Genomic DNA, 20993 nt, shown 5'->3' with positions numbered 1-20993 from the left:
CATACAAATATACGCCACTGCCGCTTTATGACAGTGGCGTATATTGTTTTATACATTTTTCAGCAGATCATTAAGCGTGTTCTTTTTAGCTTTTTTACCGGTCTCCTTTTCATACAGTTCAGGTAAGAAAATATTAAAATTACTCATCTCTTCATGGCAATGTTTACACAAACCCTCACCTAATTCATCCGGATAAATCGTAAGACGTGTTTCAAGGTTATTCTCCAGGTCGTTTCCTTCAAAATATCCCAACCAGAATCGGCTGCGCATTTCACAACCATAGTCGGTATCGCGAATAAAATGGACCATTTTGGCTGCGTAACCAGGCATCCCATCTATTCCCAATCTGGCATGAACAGCAGTAACGCCAAGCTCCTCAAATTTCGATACATCCAGTATGTTAGCCGGATCAAGAAAATTGATCTTCAACTTGTGTATTTCATCTCCACCTAGTCTCTCGTGAGCGATATGTGTTCCACCAATATATTTACCTGTTCCCCGTTCTCCGATCCAATCGCTGAATACATGGTCATCTTTATGCCAAATGGTGTACTGCTCAGTGTTTTGAACATAAGTAAACCACCATTCTACCATTTCCCCTGTGATATTAGCAAGACTGGAACGTGCAGCAACAACTAACAAACCATCGTCATAACGCTTCCAGCCAGCTTCAAATGGTAAGTATCCAGGTTTCAGGAGGTCATTTGCTTCTTCTATTCTCATAAAATTTATTTTTTATTTTCAGTATATATTAAAACGTATCAGGCTATTTTAAATCGGGATGATTTACCGGTAACCAGTAACAGCATAATTGCAACTACAAATGCCAGCACTGCACCATTCAAAAATGTAAGGGCTACATCTGATGATATTTCAGTAATAAATGAAGAAAGAAACTGACCACCAAAGACACCCATTGAATAGAGGCCAAGATTACGGCCTCTGTTTGAAGGCCTGCTTTCCTCAAGTGTCATATGATTAAGCAGCGGAATGGTAAAGCCAAAACCTATTCCCATACATAATGCCGCTATAAAGAGCATTAATAAGGAATTGGCAAGATAAAATGTTCCTAATCCAGCCATAAAAAAGAGGAATCCCGTTGCAACTACCCTAAACTCAGAAAATTTCCTGACTACCTTCGGCATTTGACCAGCTGCAACCACCGCGATCAGAGAAATAAAGGCCATAAAATATCCGATTGCTGATTCTGAATAATGAAAGACTTCAGTGAGGTAAACCGGTAGACCCACAAAGGCTACAAAAAACAAAATCATGGCAAATGCAGAATTGATTATTATGACAACCAATTTTAACGAGATCCGGGTATCGGTGCTTTCGTCATGCTGGGCTACAGGCGCAGGTTGCAGGTTTATAGTTCTAACAATCAGGAACGCACAAACTAAACCGATGAGGTAAATGAAAAACGGATATTGCCAACCCAGCTCACCCAAAAGTCCTCCGATGCTGAGAAAAACCACCCCACCCAGCTCGATACTCATTCCCTGCCACGCAATCATTTTCATGCGGGCCTTGCCGTGAAAAAGGGCTGCAATAAGGCCTGTGCCTGATGCCTGTACGGCTGCGGTAGCACCGCCAAGTAATAAACGATCGATGATAATAAGGTAAGGATTACGCAGTACCGCTCCTATAGTTCCCAACACCGCATAGGGTATCAATCCCCATAGCATTATAACATATGGTCCTTTTTGATCTATTAACTTACCTACAAAAGGTGCAAATAACACAACACCAAGTGAAGGTAAAGTAATAAGCCATCCGGGACTTTTTGCAAACCCCAGGTGCTTCGATATTTCCGTAAGTGAAGGAGCTATCGCTGTTCCAACCATAATAGTAAGGCTACTTGAAAGTAGCAGAGCCAATCTTCCCATCCCGGATAACTTCTTCATATCCATTTATTTAAATCCTCTATGAGTATTTCAAAATCTGACATTACAAAGGTCTGTAATGAAATATTTCTTAAGCTGCACTATTCTCTAATCCAATGGCACTATTTGGAAATGAAGCACGGAAGGTGTTTTAGTATAAAAAATTTTCAGAAAGCCTATAAATAACAAGGCTCTCAAATCCAATGATTTGAGAGCCTTGTTATTTATCTGGTGATGCCTCTGGCTATGAAGTATGGCGAAAGTTATGGTTTCGTAATCTTGATATCACAGAGAATATAGCTTTGCTGACCAGCATTAACGAATTGTTTTATTTTAACAGCCCCCTTTCTGCCGTCAGATGTTTTGAAGAGGACAACTCTCGGCACCGTATTATCAAATTCCGCAAGGCCGGCTATACTTTGGCTGATATTCAACATTCTTAGCGGTGTATCGTCTGTCATGCTGTCAAAATCAGCTACCGAAAAATTAACGCCACATCCGCAAGACTCTTGTTTGTTGATCACCTGAATATTAATTGCATTCGGGATAGCGGAAAATGTATACAGCTGCACACTATCCGGTGAAATAATTTTATTATAGTTAAATCCATTATTCAGACCAAAATAACAGAAGTCAATCTGGCTGCCATTTGCAGCTGTTACCTCACCGCTTTTCAGCACTTTTCCCAATACAGAAGAAAAATAGCTGCCAATAGTATTTTGTGCTGTATTAATACCCAATCGTATATCCGTAAACGTATAGAGATGGGTATTGGGTAATACTGTGATTGTTTTTGTGGCCACTACAGATTTTTTATCATTGGCTGCGGTCAGGGAAAGCGTATAGATACCTGGAGTATTATATAGTACCGATGGAGCCTGGTCTGTTGATATAGCAGGGGCGCCTCCTGTAAACGACCAGTTATAGCTGGTAGCACTGATGCATTTATTAACTGTGATCACATTGAAAGGAACCTGTTTATCATCATTTGATGCAGGCCAGGCAATGCTGAAATCAGCTACCAGGTCGGGTAAAACTGTGATAGTAGTATCCCTGGTAAAGCTTACGCGCCCGTTGCCTGCCTTTAATGTGATCTTATGTTTCCCTGGCTGCCGGAATACCACGTTTCCTGGTTGCATCTGTGTTGAAGATGCGGGTTCGCCACCCTCAAAAGTCCATTCATATCTGTCAGCACCTTTTGTAATATTGTTCAACTGACACGTAACCGGCGGAAACCAGGACTGAGCATTGGTACAGGTAAATCCTGGTTCCACATCAGCATCCACCTTTATTGGTATGGTCATACTATCTATGCCGCCATACCGGTTACCTGCAATTAATTTGAGAATATAATTACCGGGATTATTATACACAATAGTGCCGGGATCTTTTTTTGCTGATGTCGCCGGATTTCCGCCTTCAAAGCTCCAGGAAAAGGTTTCAGCACCGGTGGTGTTATTGCTGATATTTACCTGTACCGGCACGGAATAATTATTATTCTCTACCTGTATAGAAAATACTGCTTTTACCGGGTATTGTTCTTCTTTATAACATCCCCCCAATAGTTCTGCCAGTAGAAGGATTGCGTATAGCCTTATCCGTTTATTCTTCCTGTTCATTGGTATTCATTGAAAACATTAGAGAATAGCCACCTTTAAAGAAGCGTTACCATTGGGTGTCTCCAGCACCAGCACATAAAGCCCGGAAGCAGCCGTGACTTTCATCGGTATCGAATAAGCTGCCAGTCCGGATTGTAAGACAAGGCTGGTCACCTGGCTTGTGTTCAGTCTGATCAGTTTTAATCTGATGGGCGCATCCCGTTGCAGCACTACCTGTACCGTAAAGCTGCCGTAATTAGGATTAGGTGATATGGAAAACTCTTTTATAAATGGGTTCCGGGTATTACTGACGCCTGGAAAACCGGCCCTGTCGGTCACAATTACCTGCTGTACCTGATCGGCGTAACAGGACCCCTTATAGGTAGTAAGCCTGATAGCATAAGTACCGGTATCTCTAAAAGTCAGTCTGGCCAGATTATAATCCTGCTGTAAGATGCCGGCAGCTGCGGGCAGCGTCCATCTTATACTATCCGGTGCAGGATTACTGATATTTACGATCACAATATCTTCATTGGTAAAGGCCTGTGAAGGGAGTGCAAACTCACTGGCTACCGTGGAAGTAAACGCCGTTAACACCAATGTATCTTTAGAGATACAGTTGTGTGCATCGACTACCTGTGCATAATAAGTGCCAGCCTGCGTAAGCGTTACCGCAGCCTGCCTGCTGCTGAATCCGTTGGGAGATGTCCATTGGTATTGCATTCCTGGTTTATCTACTGTAATATCATAAGAGATAGCTTGTCCGGTGCAGATATAGCGGTCAGGTTTCAGACGGAGTGGCAATGGGGCGGGATTATCCAGCGTAACGCCCTGTGTGAAGCTACAGCCATTGGCATCTGTGATTTTCACCTGATAAGCACCACTACAAAGATTATTAACCGTACTAGCGTTACCGTTAGTACCTGTCCATTGATAAATGAAAGGTGAGGTACCGCCAGTAATGCCCACAGCTATTGCCCCATCGCAGCTATTAAAACAAGTGGGCTGTGTAACCGTAGCAGTAACATTGATAGCATTGGGCTGTGCAATTACCGTATTAAGCTGTGTTTTACAACCATGCCGGTCTTTCACATACACCAGGTAAGTACCTGCAGCCAGGTGAGTGATGGTATCACCGGTATCGCCGGTATTCCAGATGAGCTGGTAGGGTTGGTTGCCACCAGTGACGTTTGCAAAGGCATTCCCATCAGGGAAACCACTGCAGGTAACATCTGTTTTACTGATGCTTACCTGTAACAGAAGTGGCTCGGGTAAAAAGAAGATACTGTCTTTATTTAATACGATGCCATTGGCATCTTTTATATTCACCGCATACCACCCGGCATTGAGGCTACCGGCAATGCTATCTGTTTGTGTAGTTAATACATCCCATGTGCCGGATGTATTTTTCTTTTTCCACGTATAGGCGTAAGGGAGGCCTGTCGTAAAAGGCATTCCCCCTTTTGCGTGAGCGACCAATATGCCATCTGTATTGCCTTTACATTGTACACTGTCTGTAATGGCTATTGCCACCACCAGCGGAGGCGGCTGCACCAAACTAAAGCTGTCTGTGGCTGTACAACCAGCATTGGTAGTCGCTGACAGGTAGTTATTATCGGTGACATTTAACTTATAGGTCCCTTGTGGTATTCCTGATAATCTGATACGATAGCCGGTTGCCGTGACAGTGGTTGTAACACCTCCTGTTAACACTGTACCATTCGATGTCCATTGGTAATGATAAGAGCCATCCGGCAATCCGGTGCCACCGGTGATCTCAGCTTCTACCCATCCATCAGACAACCCATACCCCAGCGGATTGGCGGATTGTACCAGGTTGATCTGTAAGGGAACCGCAGGTTGTGTGATCGCGATATTTTTATTGATAACGGGGCCGTTGGCGCTGCTTTTTGCGTAACACTGACTCCCGTCTCTTACCTGGATGATATAATTGCCTGCAGATAATGCCGTAATAAGACTGGTATTACCGGAAGAAAACGAATACCAGGAGGAATCCGGCTGTCCGGCTCTTTTGATCATGTATTGATAATTACCGACCCCACCGGTAGCCTGCAATGTAATGGTACCGTCTTTTCCGGCATAACACCAAACGTTTGAAGAAGTGGTAGTAAAAGCAACGGGCGCAGGTGCTGTAACACTATACTGCACCGTTTTTTTCACATTGGATTGTGCGGTATCAAACTTACTCTGGTATGTCAGGTAATAATTGGCGGCCGGCAGGTTGTCAGGGAAAGTATAGCTGTTGTCGGCGCCCAGATCTGCAGCAGTGATCTGATGGAAAAGTGGCCGTCCCGGACGAGTGGGATCCAGGAGGTTAAGCAAAAGGGATTCACCATTGAGTAACGATCGGCCAAAAGTAACGTTGAACTTACCATCATTGGAATCGAAACAGGTCGGTTGTGTAACAATAGTATTAATAATGGCAGGTGGCGATTTTTTGATATTTAGTGTAATGATATTGGATGAAGAGCCACCAGAACAATTATCGAGACGGATATAGACATTTTTTGAGATGTAATTATTGACATTCAACCCGGACCCGGCCAACAAATCGGTAGCCGTAAACGCTATAGTGCTGGAACCAATGTATGCAGCAGGAAATGATCTCCATGTTCCATCCACATTGAACTGCCATTTATAAACGGGCGAAGGGAAACCGGCAATAGCAGAGATAGTGATTGGGTCTTCGGTACCAATTGCTTTATCCGCCGGTTGTTGCAACGCATTATCCAATATAGGATATACCCATACTTCCACCAAATGTGTAAAACAGGTATTATCGTTAATATAATTAGAATGTTTATACCTGGAAGTATAGGCACAGCCAGCAGACGATAAACCACTAACGGGGAAAGTATAACTTTCGTCACAACTAACGGAACATCCCCCCCCACCAGACTTTGATGAAAGTGTTCGTATATATATCCCCGTCAGATCGTTAGTAGTGGGAAAGGTTATACTATCAAAAAGTACTCTTTGGGGAGTTGGAGGTACATACTGGGCAGACCAGTTTGGGTCCGACACCAGGTTTTGCATATCATAGCCTGAATTGCCGATAGATGCCTGATAACCGGGAGTAGGGATACTCATACCACGGGCATTGGAAAAATTGGCTACCAGATCAAAAAAATTGTCATCACATATATACCTATACGAGAAGTCGGGTCTGTATATACTTGTCTTAGTTTTCAGCCGGTAATTTGCCTGCCCGGAAGTTTGCTGATACCAGAGCAGCATTGTCAGTATAATACCAATATAAATTTTCATAGGGTCGGGCTTTTAGTATGCTACTTTTACCTCAGTCCACTTGCTCATACGTCCGTTCTTTAATACCGCACGTACAGCGTACCGGTAGTTATTATTCGCAAATATTTCAGTATCGTTCAGCAATTGAATATTGGCATTCACTACTTTCCATAACGTTACAGCTCCTTTATTCACAGCCTTATATACCTGGTATTCCACCACTTCATTATTATTATATCCCCAGCTCACTTCAATTCTCTTCTCAGTTCTGTTGGCAGCAGCCTGCAGGTTCTTTACCGCAGGTGTTACAGCAGCCGTAAAAACAGTTACGGTAAGCGTTGGAGCGGGTAATGATACATTATTACTGTTATCAACTGCAACAATGTTATAGAGATAGGTTTGCCCATTCACTACCTGTCCATCAGTATAACCAGCAGTTTCTTTTCCTGGGAATTCCTTTACCAATATCCATGGAGCCTGTACACTATCGGCATTTTTCCTGTACAGTTTATGCGTAGCCACATCCGCTGAACTACTATTGATCCATGAGAGTGTAATATGGCCATCGTTTGCATCGTAGCCTTTAAACACCGGAGAAACAGGCGGTATCTTATCCGGTTTCGTGACTTCGACAAACGGTGTAGGCTTAGACCTGTTCAGACGCTGATCCAATGCCATTACCGCATAATATACTTTCGAATTGAGAGAGCGCAGGCCTACACTATCCCTGAATTGCGCAATAGTAACGGGTTCCTCATTCAATACCGCTGCCTCCTCATTTTTCAGATTACTCTTCAGTATCACATATCCTTTCAGATCTGGTTCTGTATTATCTTTCCATTTTAAGGTAACATGGCCGGCACTATCTATAACAGCGGTAAGATCAGCAGGCGTAGCCGGAGGAACAGAGTCTACAGGCTGCACCAGGTAAGGGAAAGAGCTACGTTTATTACCATTTTTATCAACGGCAGTAATAATAAAATAATTGACAGGCATCAGGCTATTAACCGTTATTTTCCGTTGTACTGACTTGATCTTGTTGTTGATCGTTTTATAGGAACCTTGAGTTGCATCTGCGGATTGGTCCAGTTCAAAATGGTCGATCAGTGTTTCCCCTTCTTTTGCAAACTCCCATTCCAGGGTGGCACTGCTTTCATTGATGATACCGGCGGCTTTGATATTAGGTACATATGCCAACATTTGTTTGCCTGAACCACTAGTAACAGCAGATGGCGGGCCTGATTCACCAAAAGAAGTGAGACCAGTCACCCGGTAATAATATTGCTGATTATTTTCCTGCAGCGTATCTGTATAAAACATGCGTGAAGGAGTACGGGCATCATTTTCATTCAGGTTGATCACCGGCAAATCTGACAGCTTCGTAAAATGTGTTCCATCTGTAGAGCGTTCTATATAATAGCTGCTGTACACATCTTTCAGCAACCGGTAGTTCCAGCTGAGCATTACCGTCTTATCACCGAAATTACCGTACAGGTCTTTAGGCTGTGGGAGTGGTTGAAAATCTTTTATGCCGATGAAAACCCCTGCGGTATCAATTTTCATTTTAGTGGCAGGCACTACTGTATATATTCTATACACATACTTTTCATCAGGATTGGCGGTATTGTCAACATAGCCCCATCCCGCCATCTGAGCTGCTTCAAAGTTCCTGTCGGCAGCAAGCAGGCTAAAAGAAAAACGTTGCTCCTGCTCATTGCTCATATTCACGATAGTGGCCATATCCTGTTTACCACCGGTAACGGTAAAGGACTCCCCGTACAATCCCTGTGCAATAACAGCCGCATCGTCGCTGCGTTTCATGATATCGGCCCATTTCTCCAGCGGATAGGGTTTCAAGGGTGCTTTGGTAAGCAACACTTTTTCAACACCATCTTTTACCGTATAGGCGTGGCCGTTCTTCAGAACAGTATAGCGCTCAATCATGAAACCGTATTGATTGGCCAGCTTCCAGGCTGCAGGTTGATTTACAGCCCATCGGAGGAGGATACGATGTTCCTGTGCACGCGCTTTCAGCAAAATGGCAGGTCGTTCCGGTTTAGAAGTGGCTTTCTGCTGGGCTTGCGCGGGGATGCACAAACTCAGAAATATTGCAAAAGTCAGGGTATATTTCAAAGGCATAGATTATGATATTATCATTCAGTATGTACCTGCATCCAGATATGCTACCAAACATTTATATGCGGCAATACGTTTCGATTTATTGGCGCTTTCTTCATCTTTATCAAGCATTTCCAGTGTTCTTTTTACGATATAATCATAGATAGGATTTCCACACAATCTGGCAATTATCATTTGCCGGAACCTGTAAAAAGGATATTGTCCCAATCGCAGGAAGTATAGTGCCGGAGCATCATTCATTACTTCCATATTGTTAAAATCCGTATCTATATTCCTGATCTCATTATAGCGTTCCATTAAGGGGAAACCCTCTTCGTTCATAAATGTTTTTATTGTCTGAATCACTTCCATTGCCTCTTCATTATTTGTCATATAAGGATAGCTATAATCCAAACGATTATGCCTGATCCTGCCATATCCTAACCTCACAGTAACTTCATCATTCATTTTATCCCAATCAGGAAATATTTCAGCCACAGCAGTTTTCAATATTTTTTCCACTCTGTTTATCCTTACACCAAAACCATCCACGATGGTGTGTTCATCATAATAATCTTTAATGACAAAATAGTAGTCATTAGAATTCTCGCTCGTTACGCGACTGAAATAATTTTTCGCCGTAGAAACCTTAAATCCATTGGGGATAAAAACTCCCTTTAACTCATTAATAAATAATGTTTTTACTTCTGCTTTTTTCATAGTTTAAAATGATCAACTGCATTGATAACAGTTTGTTTTACACCGTTGTTACTATGCACTGAAATTACATTATTCTTCTTAATTGTTATTTTGGAACTTATGTCTCTTTTAAAATTAATACTACGCACCTCAAATTCAACGGCACCATCCTCACTGTTCTTTAACTTCCGGAATGCCTGTTTTTGCCTTGTTGTCAATTCTGTGGTAGGATTCAGCTTTGTTTCATTAAGTACGACATCCACGATGTCTTTTTCCGCGTTCCTTTTGATAAAGACATTATCAGCAATAAAGTAATCATCTGTTCCGGGAATCTTTAATTGTACCTGTTCATATTTCTCCCATCCCGTTAAGTCTATCCCTTTCGCCTTAAAGTCTGCTATCAATGTACTATTTATACTCGCAAAATCTTTGTTTACTTCCTTCTCAAATTTCTTTCCTTTGATGATATTAATCAGCCAGTCTTTATCAGTAGCATTCTGTTTAAAATCAGGATCATTTTTTATTTCTTCCGCGACATCCTTGCCCAGCTCACTTTCTACTTTTTGTACTGCTTCATCAAAGGTTCTTATCTCTATTTTGGCATGAGGATCAGTAAGATCTTTTTCTATTACGGTAACAATCTTCTCCTCATCCTTTGCATCTTTGATGATGATCTTACCTGCATCTCTGGCTACTACTGCATTAGCCTCCTCTGCTGCTTTCAGCAGGCTGGCCACTTTTTCTGCATCCCCACCGTATCTTAAAGCAAGGCTGGCCATCAATGTGGCGCCTTTGGCTGCTATCCATTCTCCGGCTGTAACCACTATAGGCAGTGCCATCACGGTTACCTGACCATAACGGTAAGGACACATATTAACTGTATCGCCATCATTTAACGTGAATTTGTCACACTCCGTGAAGTAAAACCGTACTAACTGATCTCCTACTTTTGCTACTTTGGTGATAGCATCCACCTGCGACCGTATTTGCGGAGGTAGCAGGCGTTTCACCAGCACGTCAGGAGCAACAGACGTGTGGTTCTTCATATCACTGACGGTTTGTTTCAGGTCATTATAAAAAGTGATATAACTGTCTGTTGTTGAGGTAAGCGCCATTTTTCCCAACTGCGCAATACCTTTTACCATTTCAACCACATCAATAGTAGCTACCACTTCATGTAATGCGCCTGCCACATATTTTGCAACAGCAGAAGAATTCCTTACCGACTCTTCATTGGTAGCACAATACATGAATCCAAACAGACCTCTGTATACTACCACTTGTATTTCATCCCGTACCTGCTGGAACTGTGGTTCATATTTATACAAGTCTGATTTGTGCAGCTCATCTAATCCCCTGTTGATGTAGTCAGCAGAACAATCATTCACCACATTAAGACCAGAGAAAACCTCCAGGAACCATTTAGGGGCTGTTATCTTATGCTGCAGATTTATTTCATGGGTATCAGCATTATAAGTGATAATGATCTTATTATCTGCGTTATCATTGTCTGCTTCTGCCTTATGCTCCTGGTAATCAGGATTGTCCGTATTGAGCACATAAGCATGTATACTAATATCAAAGTGTACATTAATTGCTCTCAGATGATCTTTTAGAGAATCGATCTGTTTTTTGCCAGGACCACTATTATCTCCAGGTCTACCGGGGGAATAATCTTTAAAGTATATACCACCATCTTTATTATCACTATATGCACAACCACCCGACTTTGGATTGATAGTTGTATCGAATGATTTTGAGGTCCTGCTTTTTATGTTAAGTTCAGCAAGCTTGGCTATTCTATCTTTATCAGCAATGGCAGTCTGGTTGTAGTCGAACGTCCACCCTTTAATTTCATACTGATAAAAATAACATTGATCAATAGCCTCAAAAACCTTGATCCCAACTGATGATGGAAGCCCACGCTGAACGATATCAACCGGCAGTACTGCAGCATTGGGATTTCCTGCCAGATGATAACCCTTAAAGCTTCCATCCTCTATTACAGCGAAATAATTCTTCTTGCTGGCGTCATCATGTACACCAGCAATAACGTAAGGCGGGGGAGTATTCTCTCCTTTACTACGGATAAAGCCAGTATAATTCTTAGGTATAACTACCGGCCTGCCAGCAGGGTCAATCGGATAATAGATCGTGGGAGTTGTGGCAGAATCACCTGGCACATCATCCGGCTTAACAGAATTGTACTGTGCCAGCAGATCGTTTTCCCTTTTAACAGCGGTTGCAGTGAGGGCATCTAATTTATCCAATCCCTGCGAAGCTTTTTTCTTACAACAGGATTCATCCACTGGTCTCAATCTGAAAGAAGGTCCATGGCCTGGAACTTCATTACCACAGTTACAATCTCCTGATCCTGCAAGTCCCTGAAAACCTTCTTTTGCAACTGTTTGCTCGCCTTTCAGGGATTGTATCTCTTCAGGTGTCAGATAAGGATTTTCGGCCAATGCCGTATAAGCTGAATCAACACTATTTCCTATAGTGACTGCTTGTTGCTTATCGTTTTTAGTTCCTTTATAGCTATCCAGGTATTGTTTAACACTGGCCACTAATTGTTTAATATCGTTAATCAACCCTCCTACCTCTCCAATGGCTCCATCCACATCCAATACATTCTTCCCCTTAGGATCATAAACAGTTTCAAGATATCCGCTCAGCAACTGTTTATTGGCATTTACCTTTATATCCCTGAAAACCACTTTTATTTTGATGCCTACGAGATAAGGCACTTTTACCCATCCTTCTCCGCTAAAGTTGCCGTTGCTGCCGTCTACCCGGGTAAGTGTGACAGGGAAATCACCTGCGGTAATAACATCATTGGGAGAAAGGCGATCAACAAGCGTCTGGTTGGAAATATTGATCTGAGGTATTTGTCCGCAGTTGAGTTCAGTTGCGTCATTTTCTTTTGCCAGTGTACGCACTACCTGTGGTGACGTATAACTTACCAGGTTATTATCGCATATGCCTCCCACTTTAATTTCATACTGCGTATCCGGCTCTACATCAAACAGGTTAAGGAAGGTGTTGGTAGTCGGAGTTTCAAACCATTCCCAGGTTTGTGTGGTGCTATATTTACGGTAAGCTACCTTATAAGATATCTTGGAAGGGTCATTTGCCCAGGTGATATACAAACGGTCACTTCCTTTTACCTCAATATTCACATTATTTACAGCAGTACAGTTGCCGGCGTATTTAAAGGTGAATATTTCGCTGTAGCCATCGTTTCTATACAGGCCGATATCTTCAAAACCCTGTTTGGCCCTGGCTCTTACTCTCCAGGCGTAGGTGCGGCCAGGCACCAGCGGCGGCGCATCTACACCGTACAGTAATCCTGTACTGTTGGTAGTTGTTTTGAATTTAGGCGGCGCGGCCAGAAACTGCGTATACGGGTTGCCGTTGTCATCCCACAATTCAGCCAGGGTAAACTCATATTCTGTATTACTCACCTGTGTACTTCTCGGAGTCCACTGAAATGTTATCTGAGGATTAATCAGATTTGCATTCTGAATATTCTCCCTGTTGGCGGGCATATTCAATAAGGGAGGATCATTGAGCATCAGCCAGAATAACTGGTTGATACGACTACTCAAACGGCGACCGGTAAAATAGTCATATACTTCAAAACCTATATTATAGACACCTTCGGGCAGCGCCTGCGTATAGGCGTTAGGGGTAATACCCTGCAGATTATTCACATTGAAATAAGTAGCCAGATCTATGCTATTGAAGTATTGTGGCACGCCACCATCCAATATAACAGCAGGCTCGTTCATCACTGCATCACTACTCTGCGCAATGATGGTATTATCTTTCTGAATGAATAATTTGAGCTTTACCTTTTTATTACTGAGCGTAATATCCGTTAGTGTAAGTGTTAATTTCAGCTTCTGGATATTAGGATTAGCATAGTCACTCAGATTAGCGGGGTATGGCGAACTTATTGCCAGGCTTCCCTGTACAGGGTATTGCTGAGCATTTGTAAAATAAAAAGTGAATAACAAAAAGAGAAAAGAAATGCTTCTTTTCAATCCTTTTTGTAGATATTTTTGATATAACTGCATTATTAACTTTTTATTTCAATGTTTATTTTACCGGATTTATAAACTCAAACTCATATGCGCTGTTGGGTATATTACCCGGCAATACATATCTGTACTGTACTTTATATTTGCCACCTTTCATGATGGGGAAAGCGCTTTCCATAAAACGCTGCAGCACCGGTGTTATCAACGAAGGATGGTCTATATACTGATTCACCACTTTATATTGCAGGTCAGAGAAATCCTGTCTATAGTAATAGCCCAAATAGTAACGATAAGGCAACCGGCTTACCAACAGGCTATTACCAGGCTCGGCAGCTGCCATCTCGCTGTACCAGGTCATTACATCTAATCCTCTTACAGGAGGGAATCCCAGCACGGCGGTATCTCTGCTGAGTGTTAATCCGGGAGCCGGCGGATAATCCGCGTATATCAGTGGCTGGATATGTTTTGTGAACCATACATCGCTGAGAATAGCCTCTGGCTGAATAAGTGGCACATTATCAGTACCATCACTGCCAGATAATTCTGTTTTATCAAATGCTTCATCACCGCGGATATCCGCTTGTAAGGCGCCTACATCACTGAATATGATCTCGTATACAGGATGGGTTATTGACTTGGCCGACATTTTTTCCTCAAAGTTGTTGTAACGGCTGGTCGAGAACTGATAAGTCAGATAAGTATGTGGTTTGTTTTGTAATACTATTCCCTGGGCCTTGTTATTGGTTACCTGTATGTCATTATTATCCGTATCAGTATTTGCTGTTTGACGTACTATATTATCTGTACCTTTTGCCGGGGGCACACCTGCCAGTGTATAGGAATAGGTTTGTTTATTACGCAAGGCAGGTAATTCAAAATTGACCCTGCGGTTAGCGCTATCATAACTGAATGTATTGGAAAGCATAGCATCACTGGCCGCAAATTGCGCTTGTAAAAGGAAGTTGGTATTACTAAATAGATAAGCCTGTCCTCGTCTCAGCTGTGTATAACCACGCTTATATTCCTTAGGTAAGAAGAATTGCTGATCTACTACCGGGTAAGTATATACGATATTATTGAGCGGGATATTATCCGGTGCGGTGCCAGTAGTAAAGCTGACCTGCCGGCTTTCAACTGCTTTCTGACCTTTCTCATATACGGCAGCCCATCCGTTGTCATTCTGCTGTTCGAAGTTCACGGATACTACCGCTGTAATGGGGGTATTAGGAGGAAGTATTTCAGCGCTTTCGTAGGTAACTGCATCATGACGATCATTCCAGTTCATTTTACCCGCAATGGGTTGTCCATCTTTCAACAGTTGATATTTATCCAGTTTTATACGGTAGGTTTTAGTGCCCTGATCATCATCTATTGTAAATGGTTTATCTACAGGCATATTAAAGATGGCCTGCGGAGCAGCAAATACATCTATCTGGGTAGATTTATCGGCGGGTGTAATATCCGAGATCACTTTAATACCATCTAAGGCGCCACCATTCACCAGTTCACATTGTTCGCCTATGGTTACCTTGAAACGGAAACGTCCTTTTACAAGTCCGCCCAGTACGCTGAAATTCCCACCCACATAACCTCTGAACCATGCAGGATTAGGAAGTTGTGCCTGCAACAGCACTGCTGCACCTGCTTTGATAATGGAAATTCTTTTATGAATGAACATCAGACTGACTTCAATACCCAGTTCACCTTGCAGATAAGCATAGGCCTGGCCATTGGCATACCAACCGTTTACACCGATTGGCCCGCTATGGTTTTTACATTGTGCATCAGGACCATAGTCTTTCAGCATGATATCGAAACCCAGTCCGGCCTGGAAGCTGGCATAAAACATCAGGAAACGCAGATCGCCGGTATTCACACTTACATCAGTACCAAACGCAAAGCCACGGCCATCTCCAAGTGCATTGAGGTCTCGCATGTAATCCAGTTCCTGAAGACTAGTACCGAGGATATCAGCTACGGCCTGCGGTGGTGCCGGTGAACCAGGAATTTTAGTACCGGCCATAAAGTAACTGCCTGTTTCCGCGCTGATACTACCGATGCCCATTTTCAATCCAAGCCTGTCAGAAGGAGTACCCAGATATACGTACCAGTCCTGCGGTGCAAAGTGCATCACCGCCCAGCCTGCACGGTTATTGGCACCACGGCCCCGTATAATACCACCTGCGATATTCATATACAGGTCAAGGTTAGCATGCAGCACATGATTCAGGAAATCATAGTTAATACCTACAAATGCAGATATCTGGCCGTTTTCGCCTATTTTATTATCCGTATCGGGATAAGATTGTTTTGCGAGATCAACAAAATTTCCGCTGCGCGCCAGTGTACTAAACTGCTGGTAATTGACACCGGTTGTATTGGTAACATAGGTACTGAGATTATGTTCCAGTTTTTCCTGCAGATGCTGTGCGTTATTAAATTGTTCCTTCACCGCGCTGCCAGGTATAAAATATACTTTACCCGCCAACCCGATATTGGCCATACCACCACTGGAAGTGAACAACATTTCGAGGGCAGCCTCTCCTTTAGCCAGTTCACTGGTGCCTACATTGAAAGCGACCATTCCTTTTAAACCCAATCCCATAGAGGGGTCTGGCACATAACCAATCTTCGTCGGACTAACAGCAGTATCTACTGTTTTACCAGCCTCCTTAGTCATATGATAATATGCACCCCCTCCGATTCCGGTGATATTAAAAGGACCCGCCGGGATCACAAATCCAGTAGCCATTGCATCCACATACCAATAGCGGAAAGCGCTGGTACTGTCGTTATGTTTGCTACCGAAAGCTGCCTTTGCATCAACCGTAATTTCTTTGCCTAATTTCAATGTCATTTTCAGGTTACCGGCAAAGCCATCACCCATCACAGGGTGATTTCGATTAAACGCTACATTTCCATTAATAGCAAAGCCGCCAAACTTTCCATCTATCGCCAGGGCATTGATATCAAGCCGTTTGTAACGATAACGCTGGAGATCACTGTTTTGCCGCATCTCTCCTACCACAGATAATTTCGTAGAGGCGGTGAGTTTACCCTGCATCAGGTTGACCTGTACTCCAAACTGCAAGGCGGTTTCCTCACCGGTAGCCGACAAGGCAATATCAGATAATACAACCGGGAAATTCGCGATCCTGGCTTCTCCCTTATAACCAAAATAGGCTGCCTGCAGGTAAGGTGTTTCTGTTTGTAATACCAGCTGCTGGAACTCTACTCCTTTAATGTTTGCAATGGATTTACCAGGAGTAGCCGCTTCATTGTTGTTTTGTTTTAACACGGATATATCCAGGCTCCCATTTAAAACGGCTTTAGGCCTGAAGTGGTGGTCCTTCACCACTAGCTCCACATACGAACTGGAATCAATATGCGCATTGGCCTGCCATAGATCAAAATCCAGATCGTTCTTTGTTTTCACCCGCATCAGGTATTGATTACCCGGACTGATGATGGCATCGTAGGCAAAGGTGGCATTACCTGATGTGTCTGCACTGGCACTTAACGGTAAGGTTATATTTCCGTTGAATGCAGCACTTTTAAGGTGATTGGTTTTGATATCAATAGCAAGCCGGTTCACACTGAAAGCCCATCCGGAAGCATTTCCATTTTGCAGGATATTATTACCGATGAAAGTACCGGTGAGTCCCAGATTATCCACCAGCATACGGTCTGCTTCAAAGCTCACCCTGCTGTTGTCTCCTCTTTTAGAGAACTCCCGGGGCAGGATCACCTGTAATTTATTCACATACACCCCTCGCCACAATGTTTCATTACCTGGTATAATATTTTCATACTCTGACGGAAAAGAAACGTCAGGGGAATTCCTTGTATCACTAAAATCGAATACAGCTTTATTCACCACAATGGCAAATTGTTCAAGGCCTTTTACAGCAAAAGGACTTAGAGAAATTTCCGCAAGGATATCATTCCAGTCGGTAATAACAGTATGGAAAGAACCTTTTACGCTTGCGGTACCATCATTAACCGGGTTATAACTATTATCCAGTGGCACCAGCATATTTTTCGGAAACAATACATCTGCTGCCAGGCTAACTTCTTTAATACCATTACATTCCAATGTGGCATATGTTTGGGAACGTGGATCACCGGTTTGCATATCCTGTCCACCTTTCAGCACCACCTGCATATTTCCGCCACCAAAAGGAATTGTTACATTACCCAGCAATACCAGTGTAGCATCACCAATGATACCTCCGCTTTTAGAAAGTTTAATATGGTCCCCGCCGAAGAAGATGGATTTACCTTGCGGCAGGTCCACTTTACAGTAAACGGTGAGTTCAGTGTATTGGGCATAGAACTTAGCTTTGCTGATACCGATGGTAACCTTGCTGTTGCCCATTTTCTTCTTCATACCTACCGGCAGTTCTACCATAGCGCCGGAAGTGATAAAGTCGATATAGCGATTAGCTTTCTCTATCATATCCATTACTTCCTCTGCTTTGCTTTTGTTTGAAGCCTGCAGGGAATCTGCCACTGGCGTGCCTGTAGCTATGCTCCAGGTGAGTGTGCATAAAACAAGTAACAGGGATATTATTGTATATTTTCTTTTCATAGGTATCAGGTACTCGTTGATACATTAAAAGCTGAAGCCATAGCCGGCAGTTGCCATAAAGTAAGAACTGGCAGCTTGCAGAGGCACCGCCTTCTTTTGCCATATTAAAGATGCATTCAGGTTATGTTTGCGATGAAGCACTGCAGATGCGCCGGCTCTTAAATTGAGAATATTGTTAGTACCATTCGTAGTATGACTGGTATTCCAGGCAACACCATAGTTGGTACGTAATATTTTTTTAAAGAATAACTTTGAGACATTGAGTAGCGGGCCTTGTATCACGTCAGTGCTTTGCGCTGCATAACTATAGGCATAGTTATATCCTGCAGAAATGCTGAGCCCTTGTGGGATAAAAGTGATAGTATAACCGGAAGCTCCGTTGATGAACAGGGAAAGATCACCCGGTCTTATTATATCACCTTTACGGTTAGCCGACTCCATATAGTTCAGGTTAAGAAAAACGGATGACGCCAGATGTTCATCCTGCTGCAGGTTATAATTGGCATTGACAGCTGCATTTTGTGTTAGCTGTGTAAAATTGAGGGTATCCAGGTTGTCGTAAGGTGATACCTGATTGATTTTTTCAAAACCGTTCCGCAGGTAAGTAAAAGACTGGAAATTAGAATAGGTAATACCAATACCGAGTTTAGAAGAAGGACGAAGGTTGATATTAGCGGAAGATACCCAGCGTTTCATATTGCTTTCCTTATTATTGTTAAGGTCATCCCGCTGCAATCCAACATTTATGCTGATGGTCGCTTTTCCTTTCCATAAATTCTGCGATAGATTAATGGTTGTATTTTCAAAGTCATTGGTAAAAAAATAGCCCCCTAATGTTTGATAACCGGGATCCACACGTTCATAGCTAATACCGATAGACGACTGGGCAATTGTATAGTTAAGTCCGGCTCGTAATGCATGGTAAACAGATGAGGAACCATTTGCCTGGCCTACCAGGTATTTAAAAGCACCAACAGGTGTTAGTGAATCTCCGCTATAGGAGAGATTACGTGTTAAAATGCTGGTAGAATACTCCGCAGATACCTGCAATCGTTTTAGTATTGGATAGGCGCCTTCCACTGCAATGGCGGTATTTTCCATTGGTGTTATTGCGTTGTTGGCAGGCTTCACAGGGATAGGAATAGAATTGATGTTATCTTTTGCATGAAAAACAGTCAATGCCAGCTTCTTTCCGCCATCGTTATATAATGTCCTGAAACCCCATCCCATACGCTTGTAGGAAGGGATAATGCTCGAATCTTCCTTCACTGCTTTGGCGAAGCGACCGTATAATGCCTGAACAGATATTTTATCCGCATTATATTCCACGGCAGCACCTGTAAATTGATACCCACTTAATGTATAGGGAGAATAGTTTACAGATATATCACCAATATGTGCCTGCCACTTTTTATAACGGGGATGAATAGCAAATCTATTGAAACTGAAAGATGGATTCGTATAGGACACCCTGTTGTTAGAATAGGTAAAAGTGAATGGGAGGTTATAACCGTAGATATTGAAGTTTACATTACCGGAGACAATGTAGGTAAAAGGCTGCAGGTTGACAGCCCCCAGTGCATCGTTGTAGGTATAAACAGTATTCAGTGAAAGCCCGCCATTTACCCTTACGGGTGGCTGCTTTAACTTAGCATTGATACTCTCCTTTACATTGGATAGATCAATATTCTGGGCATAGCCTTTTAATCCGGTACTCATCATAATAATTATGATGCCCGTGGCATAGGTATAGGATCGCAACAGTCTATTCATAGAGGTAAAGGGAAAAAGCCTTTGACATTACTTATAGCAATCTGATATTCAGGGCTGTAACACTTAACCTATGAAAGGGGGACTGTGAAAGGATAAAGCGGGTAACATTTGTTTCATGCACAGGGATAGTTTTTTTGTCTGGGATCTTATCAAATATAAAATAAAAATATCTAATACTTAAAAAAATTTCAGAGAAAAAAAGCTATCATGAGCTTATGCAGGATGTTTTTTGGAGATAATATACACAGGGTTAATGGATTAGGATTCCTTTCGGGATTTTTCTGAATAACAACTATCAACTAATGGTACCGGCTATACGACAAACACGGCAAGCCGTTTTCCCTGAGGGCATTTTTTGGGATAAATGGCTTGCCGGTAAATGTTTGGGAATCATGCTATAGCTGCACGAATTTCGGGGCATGCCCGATAGCAGGAATAAATTCGTTCAGTACCCATTCCGTGCTAAGTTTGAGATAACTGGTAGTGGTGCCATCGCTGCAGCCGTACCATTCCTCTGTGAGAACATCCCTGTCAATCACCAGCTGTACATTCAATTGTTTATCCAGCATCAGTCCGAAGACGGTAACAGCACCAACATCTGTTCCAAGTATGGACTTCAGCAAGTCCACAGGCGCAAAGGACAAACGGGAAATCTCCAGTTCTGCACTCAGATCACTTGTTTTAAAAGGCTTTTCCGCAGTGGTCACTACTAAATAGAAGTTGGTCTGCTGACGATTGCAGAGAAAAAGTGTTTTTACCGTTTTCACGTTCAGTCGTTCATCTATCCTGACACAATCTTCCATTGTTATCGCAGGATCAGTATCTACCCTTTCATATTTCACTTCTTTCTCCCTGAACATTTCATACACCATCCGCTGCAATGGTGTTTTGAATTCAGATGGCTCGGTTTCTTTTATCTCACTAACAAAAAACATATCAATACTATTTCTCAATATTTAATTTACTCCTGCTATCGACTGACAGTCGTCCGAAGTAGCGGCCGTAATTTATTATCATT

Annotated in this window: 10 protein-coding genes; all 10 read right to left on the bottom strand. The window is 42.7% G+C overall.

The window, feature by feature from the left end; all coding sequences use genetic code 11:
* Window positions 1–48: 48 nt before the first annotated feature.
* Entirely contained in the window at window positions 49–723 is a 675-nt protein-coding gene (locus tag DF182_RS23235) for a DAPG hydrolase family protein (protein ID WP_113618179.1), read from the bottom strand.
* Between the two features lie 38 nt (window positions 724–761).
* Entirely contained in the window at window positions 762–1907 is a 1146-nt protein-coding gene (locus DF182_RS23230) for an MFS transporter (RefSeq protein WP_113618178.1), read from the bottom strand.
* Between the two features lie 242 nt (window positions 1908–2149).
* Window positions 2150–3505 (bottom strand): PKD domain-containing protein, encoded by a 1356-nt coding sequence (locus DF182_RS23225; RefSeq protein WP_113618177.1) that lies wholly within the window; start codon window positions 3503–3505, stop codon window positions 2150–2152.
* Between the two features lie 18 nt (window positions 3506–3523).
* Window positions 3524–6772 (bottom strand): SprB repeat-containing protein, encoded by a 3249-nt coding sequence (locus tag DF182_RS23220; RefSeq protein WP_113618176.1) that lies wholly within the window; start codon window positions 6770–6772, stop codon window positions 3524–3526.
* A 12-nt stretch (window positions 6773–6784) separates the two neighbouring features.
* Window positions 6785–8890 (bottom strand): fibronectin type III domain-containing protein, encoded by a 2106-nt coding sequence (locus tag DF182_RS23215; RefSeq protein ID WP_113618175.1) that lies wholly within the window; start codon window positions 8888–8890, stop codon window positions 6785–6787.
* A gap of 18 nt (window positions 8891–8908) precedes the next feature.
* Complete coding sequence (locus DF182_RS23210; protein ID WP_113618174.1) at window positions 8909–9589, bottom strand: hypothetical protein; 681 nt, start codon at window positions 9587–9589, stop codon at window positions 8909–8911.
* On the bottom strand, window positions 9586–13614 hold the full coding sequence (locus DF182_RS23205; protein WP_161964231.1) for a fibronectin type III domain-containing protein: 4029 nt from the start codon (window positions 13612–13614) through the stop codon (window positions 9586–9588). The genes DF182_RS23210 and DF182_RS23205 overlap by 4 nt, the downstream gene beginning before the upstream one ends.
* A gap of 55 nt (window positions 13615–13669) precedes the next feature.
* Window positions 13670–18202, bottom strand: coding sequence for a hypothetical protein (locus tag DF182_RS23200; protein WP_113618172.1), 4533 nt, complete (start codon window positions 18200–18202; stop codon window positions 13670–13672).
* 24 nt (window positions 18203–18226) lie between these two features.
* Window positions 18227–19975: a hypothetical protein gene (locus DF182_RS23195; protein ID WP_113618171.1), complete on the bottom strand. Its 1749-nt coding sequence runs from the start codon at window positions 19973–19975 to the stop codon at window positions 18227–18229.
* 395 nt (window positions 19976–20370) lie between these two features.
* On the bottom strand, window positions 20371–20910 hold the full coding sequence (locus DF182_RS23190; protein ID WP_113618170.1) for a prolyl-tRNA synthetase associated domain-containing protein: 540 nt from the start codon (window positions 20908–20910) through the stop codon (window positions 20371–20373).
* Window positions 20911–20993 lie beyond the last annotated feature (83 nt).

The sequence above is a fragment of the Chitinophaga flava genome, assembly GCF_003308995.1.
GTDB lineage: Bacteria > Bacteroidota > Bacteroidia > Chitinophagales > Chitinophagaceae > Chitinophaga > Chitinophaga flava.
Note: the sequence above shows the minus strand (reverse complement) of the source record. Positions and strands in the feature narration are given on the sequence as shown.